The 17,497-nt window shown below is 38.9% G+C and carries 18 protein-coding genes and 2 pseudogenes; 11 read left to right on the forward strand and 9 right to left on the reverse strand.

The window, feature by feature from the left end; all coding sequences use genetic code 11:
- Nucleotides 1-119: 119 nt before the first annotated feature.
- Nucleotides 120-734, reverse strand: a complete 615-nt coding sequence (locus tag ACRRMM_RS08085) for a TetR/AcrR family transcriptional regulator (protein ID WP_165378831.1) — start codon at nt 732-734, stop codon at nt 120-122.
- Between the two features lie 214 nt (nt 735-948).
- Between ACRRMM_RS08085 and ACRRMM_RS08090 the strand changes: the two genes are divergently transcribed.
- A complete protein-coding gene (locus tag ACRRMM_RS08090; protein ID WP_007498906.1) occupies nt 949-2,061 on the forward strand; it encodes an NAD(P)-dependent alcohol dehydrogenase in 1,113 nt (370 codons plus the stop codon).
- A 78-nt stretch (nt 2,062-2,139) separates the two neighbouring features.
- Here the strand turns inward: ACRRMM_RS08090 and alr are convergent, their stop codons facing one another.
- Entirely contained in the window at nt 2,140-3,321 is a 1,182-nt protein-coding gene (gene alr / locus ACRRMM_RS08095) for an alanine racemase (protein WP_428828900.1), read from the reverse strand.
- A gap of 252 nt (nt 3,322-3,573) precedes the next feature.
- Here alr and ACRRMM_RS08100 point away from each other — a divergent pair.
- Together ACRRMM_RS08100 and ACRRMM_RS08105 are read left to right on the forward strand one after the other, a co-directional pair.
- Nucleotides 3,574-3,633, forward strand: a pseudogene (locus ACRRMM_RS08100) (YunG family protein); the annotation flags it as partial.
- 338 nt (nt 3,634-3,971) lie between these two features.
- Nucleotides 3,972-4,343 carry a hypothetical protein gene (locus ACRRMM_RS08105; protein ID WP_008348328.1) on the forward strand — a complete coding sequence of 124 codons (372 nt, stop codon included), beginning with the start codon at nt 3,972-3,974 and terminating at the stop codon, nt 4,341-4,343.
- Nucleotides 4,344-4,434: 91 nt separating this feature from the next.
- On the opposite strand, the gene ACRRMM_RS08110 is transcribed toward ACRRMM_RS08105, so the two are convergent.
- Nucleotides 4,435-4,854: a GNAT family N-acetyltransferase gene (locus tag ACRRMM_RS08110; protein WP_335372487.1), complete on the reverse strand. Its 420-nt coding sequence runs from the start codon at nt 4,852-4,854 to the stop codon at nt 4,435-4,437.
- A gap of 11 nt (nt 4,855-4,865) precedes the next feature.
- The gene (locus tag ACRRMM_RS08115; RefSeq protein ID WP_335372488.1) at nt 4,866-5,444 is read right to left on the reverse strand and encodes a TetR/AcrR family transcriptional regulator; all 579 of its coding nucleotides are present in this window, start codon (nt 5,442-5,444) and stop codon (nt 4,866-4,868) included.
- Nucleotides 5,445-5,625: 181 nt separating this feature from the next.
- Here ACRRMM_RS08115 and lpdA point away from each other — a divergent pair, with 181 nt between their 5' ends.
- Entirely contained in the window at nt 5,626-7,020 is a 1,395-nt protein-coding gene (gene lpdA, locus ACRRMM_RS08120) for a dihydrolipoyl dehydrogenase (protein ID WP_428828899.1), read from the forward strand.
- Nucleotides 7,021-7,134: 114 nt separating this feature from the next.
- Here lpdA and ACRRMM_RS08125 read toward each other — a convergent pair whose 3' ends face one another.
- A complete protein-coding gene (locus tag ACRRMM_RS08125) occupies nt 7,135-8,292 on the reverse strand; it encodes an MFS transporter (protein ID WP_393920153.1) in 1,158 nt (385 codons plus the stop codon).
- Nucleotides 8,293-8,404: 112 nt separating this feature from the next.
- Between ACRRMM_RS08125 and ACRRMM_RS08130 the strand changes: the two genes are divergently transcribed.
- On the forward strand, nt 8,405-9,310 hold the full coding sequence (locus ACRRMM_RS08130) for a LysR family transcriptional regulator (RefSeq protein WP_019743043.1): 906 nt from the start codon (nt 8,405-8,407) through the stop codon (nt 9,308-9,310).
- A gap of 16 nt (nt 9,311-9,326) precedes the next feature.
- The gene (locus ACRRMM_RS08135; RefSeq protein WP_007498922.1) at nt 9,327-9,890 is read left to right on the forward strand and encodes a GNAT family N-acetyltransferase; all 564 of its coding nucleotides are present in this window, start codon (nt 9,327-9,329) and stop codon (nt 9,888-9,890) included.
- A 4-nt stretch (nt 9,891-9,894) separates the two neighbouring features.
- Here ACRRMM_RS08135 and ACRRMM_RS08140 read toward each other — a convergent pair whose 3' ends face one another.
- A complete protein-coding gene (locus tag ACRRMM_RS08140) occupies nt 9,895-10,419 on the reverse strand; it encodes a DinB family protein (RefSeq protein ID WP_050827176.1) in 525 nt (174 codons plus the stop codon).
- 192 nt (nt 10,420-10,611) lie between these two features.
- On the opposite strand from ACRRMM_RS08140, the gene ACRRMM_RS08145 reads away from it, so the two are divergent.
- Together ACRRMM_RS08145 and ACRRMM_RS08150 are read left to right on the forward strand one after the other, a co-directional pair.
- A complete protein-coding gene (locus ACRRMM_RS08145; RefSeq protein ID WP_428828898.1) occupies nt 10,612-11,310 on the forward strand; it encodes an aspartate/glutamate racemase family protein in 699 nt (232 codons plus the stop codon).
- A gap of 23 nt (nt 11,311-11,333) precedes the next feature.
- Nucleotides 11,334-12,209, forward strand: a complete 876-nt coding sequence (locus ACRRMM_RS08150; protein ID WP_331833222.1) for a LysR family transcriptional regulator — start codon at nt 11,334-11,336, stop codon at nt 12,207-12,209.
- Between the two features lie 44 nt (nt 12,210-12,253).
- Here the strand turns inward: ACRRMM_RS08150 and ACRRMM_RS08155 are convergent, their stop codons facing one another.
- Nucleotides 12,254-13,150 (reverse strand): macrolide 2'-phosphotransferase, encoded by an 897-nt coding sequence (locus ACRRMM_RS08155; RefSeq protein WP_060832254.1) that lies wholly within the window; start codon nt 13,148-13,150, stop codon nt 12,254-12,256.
- 593 nt (nt 13,151-13,743) lie between these two features.
- Between ACRRMM_RS08155 and ACRRMM_RS08160 the strand changes: the two genes are divergently transcribed.
- Nucleotides 13,744-13,992, forward strand: a complete 249-nt coding sequence (locus tag ACRRMM_RS08160) for a DUF2651 family protein (RefSeq protein ID WP_035392368.1) — start codon at nt 13,744-13,746, stop codon at nt 13,990-13,992.
- A gap of 41 nt (nt 13,993-14,033) precedes the next feature.
- Here the strand turns inward: ACRRMM_RS08160 and ACRRMM_RS08165 are convergent, their stop codons facing one another.
- The gene (locus tag ACRRMM_RS08165; RefSeq protein ID WP_428828972.1) at nt 14,034-14,864 is read right to left on the reverse strand and encodes an SMI1/KNR4 family protein; all 831 of its coding nucleotides are present in this window, start codon (nt 14,862-14,864) and stop codon (nt 14,034-14,036) included.
- A 265-nt stretch (nt 14,865-15,129) separates the two neighbouring features.
- Between ACRRMM_RS08165 and ACRRMM_RS08170 the strand changes: the two genes are divergently transcribed.
- Both ACRRMM_RS08170 and ACRRMM_RS08175 read left to right on the forward strand, forming a co-directional pair.
- Nucleotides 15,130-15,948 carry an oxidoreductase gene (locus tag ACRRMM_RS08170; RefSeq protein ID WP_008348355.1) on the forward strand — a complete coding sequence of 273 codons (819 nt, stop codon included), beginning with the start codon at nt 15,130-15,132 and terminating at the stop codon, nt 15,946-15,948.
- A 72-nt stretch (nt 15,949-16,020) separates the two neighbouring features.
- The gene (locus ACRRMM_RS08175) at nt 16,021-16,677 is read left to right on the forward strand and encodes a TetR/AcrR family transcriptional regulator (RefSeq protein WP_060832251.1); all 657 of its coding nucleotides are present in this window, start codon (nt 16,021-16,023) and stop codon (nt 16,675-16,677) included.
- Between the two features lie 747 nt (nt 16,678-17,424).
- On the opposite strand, the pseudogene ACRRMM_RS08180 reads toward ACRRMM_RS08175, so the two are convergent.
- Nucleotides 17,425-17,497 (reverse strand): annotated as a pseudogene (locus tag ACRRMM_RS08180) (type A chloramphenicol O-acetyltransferase); the annotation flags it as partial.

A 17,497-nucleotide genomic window follows, 5' to 3' on the forward strand; every position in this document is an offset into this window, starting at 1 on the left:
CCCTCCTTTTATCGACATATTTGTAATAAAATTTAATTTTTATCATTGTGCCCCATCGTAAATTCAGGATGCACTTATTTCTATTAATATCATTCAACATATATCAAATTTATCTGACATCACCTTTTCATAATCGCTTCTTCATCTTTCAACTGAATCATAAGTGAGGACTGAATATATAATAAATTGATAATGCGGCGTGCCATTTCTGAGGGAGATGCATTGTAGTCATTTCTGATCCATTCAATGATAAAACCAAAGATCCCGTATGAACGATACTGGACAAAATAACTGTCGTTGATTTCTGCATACTGATCACTCACAAATGACATTCTATTTTTGAAGATATATTGTATTTTCTTCAGCAATTGTTCTTGTATGTGGGGAATTCGGTCTTCCATCACTAATAAATCATAATAGTCGCGATTTTCAACGATATATTGAAATACATCGGTGCCCTCTGGTTTCATGCGAGTTAAATCCAACAGTGGATTTTCACGAGTCGGCTTACAAAATTCATATTCGAAATCGACCATTTCCCGGTGAATAACATCTGCTGCTAATTCATCTTTACTTTCATAATGTACATAAAACGTCGTCCGATTATAGTTTGCCTTTTCCACAATATCCTTCACTTTTACATGCGAATATCCTTTTTCTTTTACTAGTATTTTGAATGTTTGACGAAGTGTTTCTTTTGTTCGCTCAACACGGCGATCCTCTTTTTTGATCATGGGCCCCTCCTTTAGACACTTTTTAAAAAATGTTGATTAGAGATACATAAATTCATTTGTGTTGAAAACCTATACAAAAAAGATTTTTTGCTGATTGAAACGGAAAATCTTTCGTCCTACAATCAACTTAGTCATAAAGAAATGAATTTTTTGTGACATTTGATCTAATCTTTCTTCAGAATATCATACTATACAAAAAGTGAGGGCACATGATATGGAAATTCAAGCGATGGTCACAACAAATGAAAAAGATTTCGAGAAACAAACACTATTACTAGATGATCCAAAAGCAGATGAAGTGCTTGTCAAAATCGTTGCATCTGGCGTTTGTCATACGGATGCCACTGTATTAGATGGCACGCTCCCTGTTCCACGTCCTGCTTTATTAGGACATGAAGGCTCTGGCATAGTCGTGAAAGCAGGTTCTAATGTCACAACCGTTCAAGAAGGAGACCACGTTGTACTTGGTTTCGCTTATTGCGGTCATTGCCATAATTGTCTTGACGGGAACGCTGGTGGATGTGAAAACATGATTCCACTAAATTTTTCTGGTCGTAATAAACATAATGAAACGCCTATCCATACACATGATCATCAAGATGTATCACAATTTTTTGGTCAATCGTCATTTGGTACATATGCAACGGTTGATGAGAAAAATGTGGTGAAAGTAGACAAAGAAACTGATTTACGCTATTTAGGACCATTCGGTTGCGGCTTAATGACTGGGAGCGGTACTGTCTTAAATTCACTGGCTCCAGCTCCAGGTACAAGCTTTGTTGTGTTCGGTACAGGCGCTGTCGGTTTAAGTGGGTTAATGGCAGCAAAAATTGCAGGCTGTGATCCGATTATTGCCGTTGATATCCATGATAGCCGCCTTGAGCTAGCAAAAGAATTAGGTGCAACACATGTCATCAACAGTAAACATGAGAATCCAGCTGAAAAAGTTAAGGAGATCACAGAAGGAAAAGGGGCACATTACTCATTTGAAACAACTGGAGTACCAGAAGTCACACTAGCTGCCCTTCACTGCCTGCGTGTCAAAGGAACTTGTGCAACAGTAGCAGTAGGAAAACGCGATTTAACGTTTAATGTGACCAATGATCTCATGCTCAATGCGCTCACGTTAAAAGGTGTGATAGAAGGAGATGCCGTTCCTCAACTATTCATTCCTAAACTAGTCAAGTTCTTTAAAAATGGACAATTCCCAGTTGAGAAACTAGCAAAATTCTACGAATTAGAAGAGATTGAACAAGCTTTTGAAGATTCTAAAAACGGATCTACGATTAAACCAATTCTTATTTTAGATAAAGAGTATCGAGCTTAAGTCGTAATGAGACATGAAACTCAAAATCCCCCTTTCCATATAAAGGGGGATTTTTGCAATTTCATGCTCTCCTTACCTTTACACATACATCACCGGCGTCGATATTTTAATAATCTTCCCGCCTCGACGATAAAACCTTGGAACACGGCGGCTTAATGTTGCAATGACTTCATAGTTAATCGTATTGAGCATTTCAGCAATTTCATCAACAGAAATTTCTCCGCCCTTTTGACGGCCATAAATGACGACTTCCTCGCCTTGCTTTGCTTTCATTTCCCCTAAACTGATCATCGTCATATCCATTGTGACTCGGCCAGCAATCGGCATTCTTTCTCCGCGGAAAAGCATAAATCCTCGATTGGATAAAGCACGTGAGTACCCATCTGCATAGCCAATCGGTATGGTCGCAATGACTTCGTCAGGCTTTGCCACATAGGTTGCCCCATAGCTGACGGTTCTTGGTTTTGTCACCATTTTCTTCACGAACGCAATTCTTGCTTTTAAACTGAGAGCGGGCTCTAGCTGAACAGCGTCTAAGCTTTCAATGTATTGCGAGGGATACAATCCATAAAGTCCGATACCAAGCCGGATCATATCGGCACTAAATTCAGGAAACGCAATCGAAGCAGCTGTATTGTTCATATGTACGGTCGGCAGTTTGATCCCTTCTTCTTTCAAAAACCGAAGAAAATCAATGAAGATGCTGTGCTGAAGCAACGTAAAATCAGGATCAGGCTCATCCGCAGTAGAGAAATGCGTAAATATTCCATCCCACCTCAGGTGTTCACTCTTTTCAAGCGCCTTCACCACCGCTAACAGCTCTTCCTTTGTCCGTACACCTAATCGCCCCATCCCCGTGTCAACATTGACATGAATCCCAAGCCGGCGCTGGCTTTCTTCTTCCGATAAGATCTCATTTGCTTGAGCAATCCAGTCTTCTCGAAGGCCGGAGAGGTCGATTCTCCAGGCTGCGGCCCTTTTCACACAGTCGAGCGGTGTAAATCCAAGAACCAAAATCGGCGCTTCAATTTTTGCTCTTCGCAGCACAATACCTTCCTCTAAGCTAGCAACTGCGAGCTCCGTGGCACCGCTTTCTAGTGCCTGCCGCGCTACCTCCACTGAACCGTGTCCATAAGCATTCGCCTTCACGACAGCCATGATCTTACTTTTCCTTGGAATATGCGCTTGAATCGCTTCGATATTCCTTTTTATCGCATCAAGATTGACTTCAATCCAGACTTCCCGGCAAAGTTTTTTCATAATCGTTCCTCCTTTTAACATAAGTTTCTTCTGTAATTTGTGTTCGTTTTAACATATAGTCTATCTTTATTCATTTATACAAAAAACATTCAATAAGAACCAAGACCTGTTAATTCTTGAAAAAGCCTATATAGACTTGAATACTTACATTCACACTGAAATGACATTAATGATAGGACCTTACAAAACTGAAATAATTATGATGCTCTTGATAAAGCTTGGCTTTCACAATCTAGTTCAAAATAGAGTCCCGCAAACGGTCAATGCCGTGTCACTTCTTTAGTTGTAAATGATCTTTTAAGCGGCGAATGAATGAAGATAGAATTAGGAAATGGCTAGATTTTTTTCAATATCATCCATGGGAAAAGATTAGACTTTTCCTCTTCACAATTCTCTGAGGAAATTTCTTAAAATAGGTAGATATTCAAATCGAGAAGGAGCTTTAGCAATACGAGTAATGAGCAATATTCTTACTAAAAAATAATGTTTTAAATTTTTAATAGATAGATATTAAGTCGTTTTCTTCACAGAAAATTTCAATTCATCCCGAAAGGAAAATGTTCACAATTAATTAACACTTTTTAACAGGAATATCTCGATTTAATATCGAATTAATGACTTGTAAACTAATTTAAAAGGAGTGCTTTAGAATGAAAATGAAGAAATCTATGTATTCTCTTATTGCTGTTTCTGCATTGACTTTTACTATTGGAGGGGTTGCTTCTGCTCAAGAATCCGTTCAAACTAATCATCTTTCATCTATGCCTATTACGCTAAAATCTTTATCCGCGGATGCTCCAATTAAAACAAATGCAAGAAATATCACAATTAACGTAGGATCTAGTTATCCTATTGATGACATTGCCTCATATGCTGTTGTTGTGAAAGGATCACAGTATGTCTCTGTATCCGGTAGAGATATTAAAGGGTTAAAAGATTCAGGTAGTAACCAAGTAGAAGTATGGATGTATAAATCAAATGGCGCTCTATTAGGCGCTCTTTATATAACGGTTAGAAAGTAAATTAAAAAGCCTCTATTATGGAGGCTTTTTTTAAGCAGGATCACCAATACCTAACGTGTGAGTCACATTAGATTATTTTACAATTTTATCCTTATTCATAAATAAGCACCCAGTACTTCGCCCCAGGTTCCCCTTCCTCTACAACAGCCTTCCATCCTCTTTTTTGATAAAAAGACAAAGCTTTGTGATTTTCGGATACACATTTGAGAGTGACTGGTGTTCCGAGCACTTTGATCGCATGTTTCAGCAACAGATCGCCAGCCCCTTGACCAGCAGCTTCTGGATGTACAAACAAGAGATGAATAAAACGATCTGGTACATATAATGAGATGAATCCAAGGATTTTATTGTTCTCCTCAGCTAAGAAAATTTGCTCTTCCTGCGTATCTTGATCAAAATCTTGCAGTTTGATTTCTTCTGTATTGAGCCAGTGAAAACTATGACGTCGGGATTCTAAATAGATTTGTCTTAATTGTGGATAATCTTCTATGCTTGCTTCTCTAATCAACATCGCAACATCCCCTATGTTTGTTCATTCGCCTCTAAAATGTGTTTTGCCTGTGTTCTACCTGCCATTAACAATTGATCACTGAACTGCGAATCATTGACAGCTCGTGCAAGAGCAATTGTACCAATCATGCTGCTTACTAGTGCGTAACTGGTAGAGAGATCTATGTTTCCCGTATCAGCTATAAACGCCATAAACCGTTTCAATTCATCTGTATAGGCTTTACGTACCTCTTGCGATAATTGAGCAATCTCCCCTGCCAGTGCAGGCAATATACAGCCGATCTCCGTCTGATCACGGTGAACGGAACTTAAATAAAAGTCAATGATCGTCTGAATTCGAGGCTGGTCTGTTTTCTTGTCTGCAACACTTTGCAGCAGCTTGATCGTATCAGTAATAGCAAAATGAAAAGTCTCTATCACCAACTGATCCTTGTTCTTAAAGTGAGCGTAAAACCCTCCATGAGTTAGACCTGCCCCTTTCATAATGTATGGCAAACTGATACTACGGACGCCATTTGTTCGAAATGCTCGTGCAGCACTAGCGATGATCTGCTCTCTCACTTTTGACTTATGACCTTTCGGATAAGGCATCCTCTTTTCTCCTTCCTTTTAACTCATCTAAGTGTATTTATTAAAATATTATAATTATCATATTATCTTGTGTCAATTGACTGAAATCCACCTTTACTCACTCAGATGGGATTGACTTCGCCAAAATATGATGATTATAATATATTATGATCATCATATTTTGAAATTGGAGGTGCAAGAAATGATTCATTTAGAAACAGTAGATACATTAGTGATTGGATCAGGTCCGGGAGGCTACGTGGCGGCGTTACGTTCAGCTCATCTCGGCATGAAGACTGCGATTGTAGAACGTGATCAGTTAGGTGGCGTATGCACCCATGTAGGCTGTATCCCTTCTAAAGCGCTAATAGCAGAAGCAGAGCGGTTCAAACTCCGCACACAATGGGGTGGTTTTCAAGAAGGCGGTTCTTTCAATGAAGCTCAAGCGTTCAAAAAAGCGGTTGTGGAAAAACAAGCTGGAGGCGTCCAATTTTTGTTAAAGTCAGCGGGAGTTACTATTTTGGAAGGCGAGGCAAGCTTGTTCGATCAGCATACAGCGGTGATTCAACATGCCGAAAATGGTGAAAAACGAATCAACTTCAAACACCTTATATTAGCAACCGGCTCTCGTCCAATTGAAATTAAATCACTCCCTTTCGGAGGTCGTATATTGTCTTCCACTGAAGCACTATCCCTTCCCGAAATCCCTAAAAGCCTTGTCGTAGTTGGGGGTGGATATATTGGTGTTGAACTCGGACAGATGTTTGCAAGGTTTGGATCAAAAGTCACCATTCTAGAAGGCGGCAATCAAGTATTGCCTGGCTTTGAAAGTGAACTTGTCTCTCCTGTTGTTCGACAATTGAAAGAAGATGACATCACCGTGATTACAGGAGCAAACGTCATAGGTGCCGAGCAGCGTATGAGCGGAATTGATCTTCATTATGAGAAACAGAAAGAAAGTTACACGTTGAAAGCAGATTATGCACTGATTACTGTCGGAAGAAAACCGAATACAGATGGAACATTAGGTCTCCATTCTATCGGTTTGTCCATTACCCCTAACGGACTAGTTAAAATTGATGAACAATGCAGAACTTCCATTCCGCACATTTATGCAATTGGTGATATCACCGAGGGTCCTGCTCTGGCTCATAAAGCTTCCTATGAAGCGAAGGTGGCAGCAGAGGCAATCGCCGGGAAACCTTCGATGATCGATTATAAAGCGATCCCACTTGTTGTGTTTTCTAGCCCAGAATTGACGAGTGTTGGACTGAGCGAAACGGATTGCAAGCAACAATCCATTCCGACTGTTACTGGAAAAACAATGTTCTCTATTAATGGTCGAGCACTGGCATTAAAAGAACCAGAAGGATTTGTGAAGATTGTGGCCCATGCTGAATCTGGCCTTATTTTAGGAGCACAGATCGTAGGTGCAGAGGCATCTACTCTTATATCAGAACTTTCTCTCTCTATTGAAATTGGTGCTACAGTAGAAGATTTAGCCATGACGATTCATCCTCACCCAACATTAGGTGAAATGATCATGGAGGCTGCAGAAATGGCCACTCGTAAAGTTGAAAAAAATCTGGCACGATGATCCATTCAGGTGCATCTTTTAAAAATTGAGTAAAATAATCGCCATAGCCTACTTAGGAATAGGCTATGGCGATTTCAATTGAGTCATGATATAAAAGCAGCGGTATATTGATCTTTAATTGGATACCTCATCACGTTTTTTCCCTAACTTCATCGATAACTGCACGCCAATCATCAGCATCACGATGGCGAGCATTGCGACAATAGCAGCTTGAAAATGTCCGCTGATATCGAAAATCAAACCGATTAAAAATGGACCAAATCCTCCCATGATGTACCCGCCCATCTGCGACATCGCGGACCATGTACCGGCTTCTTCTGGCGTACGCGTTTCAATAATAGGCAGCATAAGCGCCAAAGGAAATAATCCACCTGCTCCAATCCCCAGAAAAATAACAGCTGGCAGGATCGGCATTGGCAGTAGAAGGAATATGAGGCCAATCAGCTCTGACAAACTGCATAAAATCAGAAATAATTTCGGCTTTCCTAGACGATTGACGATGTTTGGAACGAGTAATGCCACCGGAATCTGAATGAGCGTAAATATCGTAAGCAGCATGGCGGCATACTGCGGACTATTCCCAAAATCAAGCGCAATGGGTGAGATCCACGCTGTTAACGAATAGAACATGCTAGACATAAAGCCAAAGAACAAGGTGAATTGAATGGCTTTTTTGTTTCGCAGCGGTAATCTCAGCGGCACATCTGCATGATCCGCTTGTTGGTTTTGACGAGCTAGACCGAGCCACAAAATCAGTGCAATAACGCCTAAAACCGCCCAGCAGGATAACGCAAGTGGAAGGTTATGCTCACTGCGAAGGTAAATCGGAATGGTCAAGCCCGAAGCAAGTGCAGCTCCAACTGTCATCGATATAGAGTACACACTGACAATCCCAGGACTTTTCGGGAAATACTTTTTAATAAAACTAGACAACAATGGTCCGGCAAAACTTATTCCAACTCCTCCTGCAAAAGCAGTCGTAAGAAGGATGGTAACCGTTTGACTTGTACCACGCAGTCCAGTCGCAATTGTGATAAGAAAAATCGAGAAAAAAAGAGTTCTCTCTAATCCAAACCGGCGGCTTAGTTTCGTTGCTACAGGGGCAAACACTCCCATGCACAAGACCGGCAAAGTGGTTAAAAGACTTGCCGTGAGTGCACTAACGCCAAGGTCTGATTGAATCATGCTCATCATAGAAGCCACGGATGTAATGATTGGGCGCAAGTTTAAGGCAGCTAAAAATAAAGCAGCTAAATAAAATATTTTTTTTATCAATACTCTTCTTCCTCTCTCATCTTGTTGAGGTTACTATGAGTATAAATCCGCTTCATTCATTGATCAATACAATAATTCGTATTATGATGATAGGAAAATACTATCATTAATGAAAGGATGGCATATGGATACTCGTCACATTACCTATTTTATGGCTGTATTCGATCATTTACATTTCACAAAGGCTGCAGAGCAACTAGGTATATCACAGCCTACATTAAGCCAACAGATTCAGCTGCTTGAGGCTGAAGTTGGGATGCCGCTCTTTGACCGAATCGGTAAAAAAGTAGTTGCAACTGAAGCTGGTACGCTTCTTTATCAATATGGCATGAAAATGCTTCAGGCTGAACGAGATGCAAAAAATGCCATGAAAGAACTGTTATCTGAACAGCGGGGTACCGTTCGGCTTGCCGTCCTTCCCTCTGATCTTGACTTTCAGCTTGTTCCGCTTTTTGTAGAATTTAAAACGCTGTATCCAGAGATCAACCTAAAGGCTTTTTCGACCATCTTTGTTCGTGACGAGGTGCTCTCACATAAAGTCGATATCGGAATTGGGCTGCGCGGGCCTGCGGATAAACGACTGATTCAAATTCCACTTGGCGATGAGCCCTACGAATTGTTTGTTCATTCAGACAGTGAACTGGCAAAAAGGCGTGAAGTGACGCTAAAAGAGCTGACAAAGCATGCACTGGTCATGTATCCAAAAGGCTATCTAGGAAGAGATTTGGTCGATGACGTATGTAAAGAACACGGTTTTGAATTGGACACGGTCATGGATGTTGGGTCTGCCACTTCATTATTGCAGCTGGTTGAAGCCGGGATCGGCGCCACCATCCAGCCAAGAGGGCTGTTAAAGCAACATTCAGCATGGCCTAATATTGTCTCTATTCCTATTTCTGCCCCTGCTCCTGTTCGGCATCTTGAATTAACGTATTATGCCGATCGATTTGTGACCAAAGCGCAAAAACAGCTATCTGAATGGCTAATAGACTTTTTCAAATCAAGAACAAACTAAAAAGTGAGGGTAACACATGAAGAATGCAAACAGCATATTTACAAGAACAAACCGGGTCGTGATTCGTCAGTTTGATCAGCAGGATATTGAAGCATTTTATCAATACCGATCAAATCCCTCTATTGCCACATTTCAATCCTGGGAAAATTACACGTACGAAGACGCTGAATCATTTGTACAACACCAAATGACGCAACAACCTAATCAACCAGGGACGTGGTTTCAATACGCGATTGCCTTATCTGAATCCAATCAGTTGATAGGAGATTGCGCCATTCATACACTCGGCAGCGAGCCTAGAATCGTTGAAATAGGATTTACACTTGCGCCTGAATTTCAAGGAAAGGGCTATATTCATGAAGCCTTGAATTCAATGATCGAATATATTTTCACTACACTGAACAAGCATAAAATCATTGCCTTTACAGATGTACGAAACGAAAAATCTATTCGAGTACTGGAACGTTTAGACATGAGACGCGAAGGACATTTGCTACAAAATTATATGTCAAAAGGACATTGGGTCGATGAGTATCAATATGCCATTCTTCAATCCGAGTGGGCCGCGAAGCGTCATTAATCATTTATTTCCTATTCAAAATCCCTAAATAAGCGCTCCATGGACCCACATCGGTTCGATATCGTTCCGCCATGACTCGAACAATTTGGGAGATATGGGTGAAATCATGGACAACCCACGCAGAAAGTAATTCGCTCACTTGCACGACGCCGAATTCTGGATGGACGCCCTTTTTCTCTAGATCAAGATTTGAATGTGTCATACGCTGAATGTATGCCACATTCTCCATCCGCACATGATGAAACTCCGCTAGTGCCTGTTCTATCTGTCTTTCAGTTTGATTCAAATGGGCGTAGCGGTCAAATGCAGGAAATGGGGTATTCTCTCCATCAGCAAGAATGACATTTAATCGGGGAATCCAGTTGAATTTCTCTGCTTCAATCAAATGTTCAATGACTTCAACGGGATTCCACGTTCCCTCCCCTTCACGACTGTAAAGCCAATCCTTCGATAAACCTGACAAAAGACTTTCTAATGTACGAGGAGTTCGACTCAACATATCTAAAGCTTCATCCAAATTGAAATTCATATGGTAGCTCCTTTATCAATTTTTCTTTATTCTAATGTTTTTTGATTAGATTGCAACTCATACCGCAAAACAGATAAAGAAGAAAATAAAAGGTGCTTTTAATCAACCTTCTATATACAAATAGAACTTTTCTATAACACTCACCATCCTTTCTTTTTTTATAATAGAAAAAAATGAAATGTGGTGATATGCATGTCTACAACAATTGGTATTATGGGTGGTATGGGCCCTTTAGCGACGATTGATCTGATGAAAAAAATCATTTCTCATACACCAGCTATTAAAGATCAGGATCATCTCCATGTGATTGCTGATAATGATCCGCAAATCCCTGATAGAACCAATGCCATATTTGGGAAAGGCGAAGATCCTACAGAATATATGATTGCATCAGCTAAAAGATTAGAATGCGCAGGAGCGGACTTTATTCTGATTGCATGCAATACCGCTCACTTCTTTTTAGAAAACGTACAACAATCCACTCATATCCCTATCATGAATATGCCATTAGAAACCGCAAAGCACCTGAACAAACATCACTATACGTCTGTGGGCTTACTATGTACTGATGGCACATTAAAAACCCAGCTCTATCAAAAGGCTTGTGCCCATCACAAGATTGATGTCATGACTCCTAGTGAAAACCTTCAGAAAAACGTGATGAATGGGATTTATGCCGTGAAAGCAGGGAAATTGAGTAAAGGCGAAAGTGAACTGGCGTTAGCTGCAGAAATTTTAATCAATCAAGGAGCAGAAGCCATCATTGCCGGCTGTACAGAAATTCCTCTAGTTCTAAGGTCAACCAAAGCTGTGAAAGTGATTGACCCTACTGTCATTTTGGCGAAAGAAGCTGTAAAATTAGTGTATGAACTTGAAAAGCTAAACATTTAAAGAACGTCATATAAGGGGATAACATGAATATTGAGAATATAGAAGCGTTTATTTATGTATGCCAGCTAGGCAGTATCAATAAAGCTGCAGAAGCATTGTATTTAACCCAGCCTTCTGTATCAGCACGTATTCAATCGTTAGAAAAAGAATTAGACCTGAAATTATTTGATAGACAGAGAAATAAATTATCTCTGACGGAAAAAGGTGAACAGTTTTACCCGCATGCCAAAAAGATTCTCCATTCTTATCAAGAAGCAAAGCATAGTCTCAAACAAACGATGATCCCTTATGAATTGACGATTGGATGCGCATCCTCTATTTCCAATAATCTATTGCCTAACATATTGCCCGCCCTAAAAGAAAAATACGAAAACCTGAAAGTGAAAATTGTAACAGGACATTCAAAGGATGTTGTCCAAAAAGTGATTAACAACCAAGTAGACTTTGGCATTGTCAGGACTGAAACACATCCTCAAATTGAATCAATCCCGATTTTCAGCGATCCAATCGGGCTGTTCGTCCCAACTCATCACCCGCTTGCCAGACTAGGCAACATCAATATGAATGAACTAGAAGAACAACCTTTTATTTTCTTTGACTATGGGTCATTTGATTGGTTGATGCTCCACCGATTATTTCAAAAAAACAATATTACACCGAACATCTCCATTGAGGTTGATCATATGGAAACTGCAAAAAATTTAGTACTGCAAGGAATGGGACTATCGTTTCTACCTCATCATTGTGTTAGAAATGAAGTAAAACAAGGAACATTAAAACAAATTTCAATTGAGCCATCTATCAATTTCAACATCAATATTGAGTTCATTTATAAAAAAGGAAAATCCAAATCCGTTTTCATTGATCAACTCAAACAGTTTTTTCATGAATTAGATTAAAAAAAGCCCTTTTTAGGGGCTTTTTTTGGATTTGTTCTGATTGATTAGCTTTCGTTTGCCAACATGTATGCTGCCGTTTCATACATATCTTTCAATCCTGATCTCTGTGCGTACTCGGCCACAGTGATCGCACTTGTCGTCAGAAGTTCTATTATATGTTCATCCATTCCTGACCAAGTTCTCCCGCCTGCTTTTTCATACGCATGGATAAGTTTCGTTAATCCTTCTTTCCCAAAGAGAAGTTGATGCGACAAAAAGTCGGCAGATACATCACCAATCCCCACTTCAGACCAATCAATCACACCAGTAACACATTGATTTTCATCAATCAGAATGTGGCCAGGATGCAAATCTCCATGCTTCACTCCCACAAAAGGCGGCCATAAAGAATCTTTAGCTAGCCATTCTTGCCAGCGCTCCCATAAACCGCTGTTAATGGTGTATTGCGATTTGACACGTTCCATTCGCTGTTTCATTGATCCTCTTAATTCATGAGCACTGAGCATGTCCACACCGATCGTTTTAAAAGGCTGTTGATCTAAGGAATGTACATTCGCTAAAACTCTTCCTAATGATTCATAATAAGCTTGCGGTACATTCGTTTGGTCAAATCTCCACTCATAAGATTGCTGTTCCACATCAATACTAGCCGCCGGTACCCCCTCTAATTGTTTATAAGCAATCAGACTTTCTGTAAAGATAGACCACTTAGGAACCTGAAAGTGAACCTGATTACTAATGTAATCTAATGTCTTTTTTTCTTGTAAGGTATGTTTCATTGATTCAGGTCTGCGAGGCATTCTTATTATCCATTGATCACCATGTAAATCTTCGACGTGAGCGACACGGAAATCCACACCTGATTCATTTATTTTGATGGTATTCTCTAAAATCTCTAATCCGTGATGTTTGACTAACTGCTTTAATTCCAGTCTATTCATATCCAATCCTCCAATTGTTCATTTAGTCATGATCAATAGGCATCAAGAATATCATCACAAAACCCACAAACAGGCTACTTTATGTGGTCAGAGTAAACAAAGCTAGACATATGCCTTTCTTTGCATCATAAAAAACATACAAAAAAAGACAGACCGATTAGCTGCCTCTTTTCTAGTGAAATTGCATACTTTCCCGCTGAAGATCATTAAAAATGTGCAGACTACCCCGTTTACTCCGTTTGATGAAAACAGAGCCTTTGAACATATGAAATTACTGATTCAAAGTTTTCTGGCGTAATCTTCCTGCATGCATCATTTTTAACCATCCTCCTCTATATCATATAAATTTACTATACTTTATTTAAATATGACTTTCAATAAGATGACAAAAAGAAAGATTTAAAATCATCAAAAACCCTTTAAATTACATAAAATGAAATAATTTCATTTTTATGTGTTATGATATGGTTATTGATTCTTCTGTCTAATATAATTTATTAAACTCAAAAACCCGATGTACTATGAATTTTGAGTGTAAGAGAGACAATGAGAACAAATCAAATGTAGCTAAGTCATTTAAAAGGAGAATGGATATGACTCATTTAGAATTCGCATTCGGCTTGCTTCCAGTCAGTATGATCATCGCTTCTTTTATCGTCACATTGTTTGTACAAAAGGTTTATTTCATGCCAATTGTGAGCTTTATCATTTTGCTCATTCTGACATTTACACTTTTCAATGTCTCTTTCTTTGGCTGGGCTGTTGTTTACACTTTAGGCTCATTCATTGCTTCATATATAGCATTATTCATTATGAAAATTTTAAATAAAAAGAGATCATAAACTACATTCGAAAAGCCCTAGAAAGGGCTTTTCATCTTTCACTATCGTTTTTTCACTGGATGAATGTCCTCTCCCAAAAAGGCGGTATTCGGATCTTCACTATTTTCTAGAAATTCAGCAATTTCTTGCAGCTCTTGATTAATACGGTCATTCCTTGGCATATCTGGGTTTAACAGAAGGTTGGAGTGAATAGCAGTAGCTGTTTCATACAAGACATGTTGATCTTTTATCTGTTTGATGCACTGTTTCATGCGCAAGAAAAACCATGCGATCTCTTCAATGTCTTCCATCGGATAATGTGCCATTTTGAAGAGATTCTGCTGACGAAGGTCTCCTCTATCAAAAATGAGTTCAAGCTCTTCTTTACTGATATATAAATCCGAAGCTTCCTCCTCAATCTCTATTACTTCAACCATGGCGTCGTCAGCTGTATATAACCGCTCAACAAATTCATCGAAACTATCTGCCAGCTTATAATCTACCTCCATCTCTAAATCGAAATAGTGAATAGGAGGATGTTCCTTCGTTTCTCGGTAATCCATGGCGATCCATGTATCTTCTTCCCCGCTGATGAAAACAAGTCCCTCTGGTAGCTCCAATTCATCACTTAACTGAACACTATTCATAATTCCATCATCTTTAGCGATTCCTCTTAGATGATCGAATTGAACATGATCCTCTGCCCATGAATTCGGCCGTTCGGTTGGAAAAGCATTACGAACTGTAAAACCACCATTCCATTCTAAAATGAGTTTTTTGTATGTATCGGGTAAAGTGACTCCAAGTGTTCCCTCTGCTTCACGAATTTGTTCCTCATCTATCTTTTCTAACGTAAAAGGACTCTCTTCATCTTTCTCCCAGAATGATTTCAAATTCAAAATGGATGCCTCCCAGTATTTATTGAGATAAGTATATCATTCATATTTTTAAAATGACCACCAGATCCTCCGGCCATTGGCGGTCAAAGTATTAAACACCTTTTTTGTACTCTTAAAGCGTTTCATGGTCATAAATTCGACCATTAAAACAAATGATAAAACATCTTCATATTCCCCTTTACAGTTGACCGTCAGTCATTTATAATTGACCCTAAGTCATATATAATTGACCAAAGGTCATTAAAAGGAGGAAGAACGAATGAGTAAAAAAGTTGCTCTTATCACAGGTGCATCAGCAGGTATTGGAAAGTCCACAGCAATTGAATTAAATAAGAAAGGTTTTATTGTTTATGGTGCTGCTCGTCGAAAAGAAATGATGGAGGATCTCATCTCTCAAGGAATTCACACCATTTCACTTGATGTCACTGATGAAGAGTCTATGGTAAACTGTGTACGTGAGATTTTGGACAAAGAAGGAAGAATCGACGTGCTTGTCAATAATGCCGGCTATGGCTCATATGGTGCGGTGGAGGATGTATCTATGGAAGAAGCTCGAAGACAAGTAGAAGTCAACCTGTTTGGACTGGCCAGAATGACGCAGCTTGTTCTGCCTAATATGAGACAAAACAACTATGGAAAGATCGTCAATATTTCTTCTATGGGTGGTAAAGTGTGGACATCATTTGGCGCATGGTATCACGCTACAAAATTTGCAGTAGAAGGTTTTTCTGATTGCTTACGGTTAGAAGTTGAACCATTTGGTATTGATGTGATTGTTGTGGAACCTGGCGGGATCGCAACCGATTGGGGCGTCATTGCAGCAGAAAAACTTAAAACTGCTTCAGCAAAAGGAGCTTATAAAGAAGCTGCCAACAAATCAGCAGATAATATGGTAAAAACGTATTCAGGAAGTAATTTAACAAAACCAGATGTCATTGCAAATACAATTGTGAAAGCTGTCACTGTAACGAAACCTAAAACGCGCTATTTGGTTGGGTTTGGTGCTAAACCTATGGTGTTTATGAAAAATCTCCTGGGTGATCGTACGTTTGACAAAATCATTAAAAGATTCAGCTAATCACTTGCTCCCCTAAATATCTCTTTGTCTGACTCCAAATCAAAATTACCTTTGAAATGGAGGTTGAAAATAATGAAACGAGCGATGACAGATGAAGCGAAGGCTCTAAGAGCTCAAGCGATTTTAGATAAAGCAGCAGCGCTTTTTGAGACACATGAATATAACCAAATCAAAATGTCAGATATCGCCAAAGAAACGAAGCTATCAAAGGGCATACTATTTGTTTATTTCAAAACAAAAGAAGCTCTTTTCTTCCAACTATTATGCCGGGAATATGTAAAGAGACTAGAACGCTTCATTGAAATTATTTCTGAAACACAGATCAAAAACCTTCAGGATATCAAACAACTTTTTCTGAAAGAATTGGAAGAAATCATTGATAAAAATCCTATGTACATTAGATTAGAAGCCATTCGCACGTCTGTTTTGGAAAGAAACATCGACTCTGATACCATGCTTCAATCAAAACTGTTATTATTTCAAAAGCTAACGGAAATGACAGACTTACTTTGTTCAAATGATGTGATCAATGAGGCGCAAGTGATGGATATTTTTCAAGCTGAAGCAGCGATTATCACTGGATGCAAACTCACTGCCACTTTACCAGATGAAGTCATTACTATTATTGAAAATCATAATTTGCATGAATTTAAACGAGATTTTAAAACAGATGTGATGAATACAATGTCTTTTTATCTTGATGGTTATTTACACAACCTTGAGGCTTGACATAAAATGTTGTGCACAACAAAAGTGCATACAACACTTACATCTTCCTCATGTTCATGATGATTTTGACTGAAGCCAATATGAAAACAGACCTCCTTAAGGTCTGTTTTCATATGTTTTATACATTTTGAGATGCTGTGCGTCGAGCAATCATCGTCGTGTTTCGACATGTTTTTTGTTGTTCTTTGATTGTTGTATTCCGCATTGATTTTGTTTTAATAATTTCAAAATTTTATTTAACCTTTTGTTGGGCTGTTATTTAATTTGTTAATCTTTTTTACGTTGTCATAAACCATAACTTGTTTAATATTTTTCAAAATCGATACCATATTTCCTTTAAACCCTAGCAGCATAATGAATTGCTATGGTTGAATTAACGTTCTATATTCCATTACTACGTAGTTTATCACCTATCTTTAATTGACTTAGAAGCTTAAATATACTCAGAATCATCACAAATCACTTTTCAGGCCTACTCTTGAAAACAGTTTCAAGCTGAAATTTTCTACATCCCCTACTCACAATTCATTAAGTTCCCTTATATTCCATTTATTATCACATGATAGAATTTACAAAACACCGAAAAGAAACCGCAAAAATAAATGAGAAACAAATCTTTATTGCCATTAATAGCTACTTGTCACGTTTAAATTTTCATCAAAAAACAAAAAAGCAGACTCATTTAAGTCTGCTTTAAGCTATCTTTTAAATTCCACGGGAACACCTCTTGCAAATCACTCCTGACATTCAGGACATATCCAATGAATCTAACCACTCTTCACAATTTTCAATAAGCCACCTCATATATTCCACATATTGA

Source organism: Bacillus sp. XT-4 (assembly GCF_050864245.1).
Lineage (GTDB): Bacteria > Bacillota > Bacilli > Bacillales > Bacillaceae > Bacillus > Bacillus altitudinis.

Bases quoted from the DNA above. Each gene is read 5' to 3' on its own strand.
- alr (WP_428828900.1), bottom strand. From the start codon at position 3,321: ATGAAAAAACTTTGCCGGGAAGTCTGGATTGAAGTCAATCTTGATGCG.
- lpdA (WP_428828899.1), top strand. From the start codon at position 5,626: ATGATTCATTTAGAAACAGTAGATACATTAGTGATTGGATCAGGTCCG.
- ACRRMM_RS08145 (WP_428828898.1), top strand. From the start codon at position 10,612: ATGTCTACAACAATTGGTATTATGGGTGGTATGGGCCCTTTAGCGACG.
- ACRRMM_RS08135 (WP_007498922.1), top strand. From the start codon at position 9,327: ATGAAGAATGCAAACAGCATATTTACAAGAACAAACCGGGTCGTGATT.
- ACRRMM_RS08140 (WP_050827176.1), bottom strand. From the start codon at position 10,419: ATGAATTTCAATTTGGATGAAGCTTTAGATATGTTGAGTCGAACTCCT.
- ACRRMM_RS08110 (WP_335372487.1), bottom strand. From the start codon at position 4,854: ATGTTGATTAGAGAAGCAAGCATAGAAGATTATCCACAATTAAGACAA.
- ACRRMM_RS08170 (WP_008348355.1), top strand. From the start codon at position 15,130: ATGAGTAAAAAAGTTGCTCTTATCACAGGTGCATCAGCAGGTATTGGA.
- ACRRMM_RS08150 (WP_331833222.1), top strand. From the start codon at position 11,334: ATGAATATTGAGAATATAGAAGCGTTTATTTATGTATGCCAGCTAGGC.
- ACRRMM_RS08155 (WP_060832254.1), bottom strand. From the start codon at position 13,150: ATGAATAGACTGGAATTAAAGCAGTTAGTCAAACATCACGGATTAGAG.
- ACRRMM_RS08130 (WP_019743043.1), top strand. From the start codon at position 8,405: ATGAAAGGATGGCATATGGATACTCGTCACATTACCTATTTTATGGCT.
- ACRRMM_RS08085 (WP_165378831.1), bottom strand. From the start codon at position 734: ATGATCAAAAAAGAGGATCGCCGTGTTGAGCGAACAAAAGAAACACTT.
- ACRRMM_RS08115 (WP_335372488.1), bottom strand. From the start codon at position 5,444: ATGCCTTATCCGAAAGGTCATAAGTCAAAAGTGAGAGAGCAGATCATC.
- ACRRMM_RS08160 (WP_035392368.1), top strand. From the start codon at position 13,744: ATGACTCATTTAGAATTCGCATTCGGCTTGCTTCCAGTCAGTATGATC.
- ACRRMM_RS08175 (WP_060832251.1), top strand. From the start codon at position 16,021: ATGAAACGAGCGATGACAGATGAAGCGAAGGCTCTAAGAGCTCAAGCG.
- ACRRMM_RS08105 (WP_008348328.1), top strand. From the start codon at position 3,972: ATGAAAATGAAGAAATCTATGTATTCTCTTATTGCTGTTTCTGCATTG.
- ACRRMM_RS08090 (WP_007498906.1), top strand. From the start codon at position 949: ATGGAAATTCAAGCGATGGTCACAACAAATGAAAAAGATTTCGAGAAA.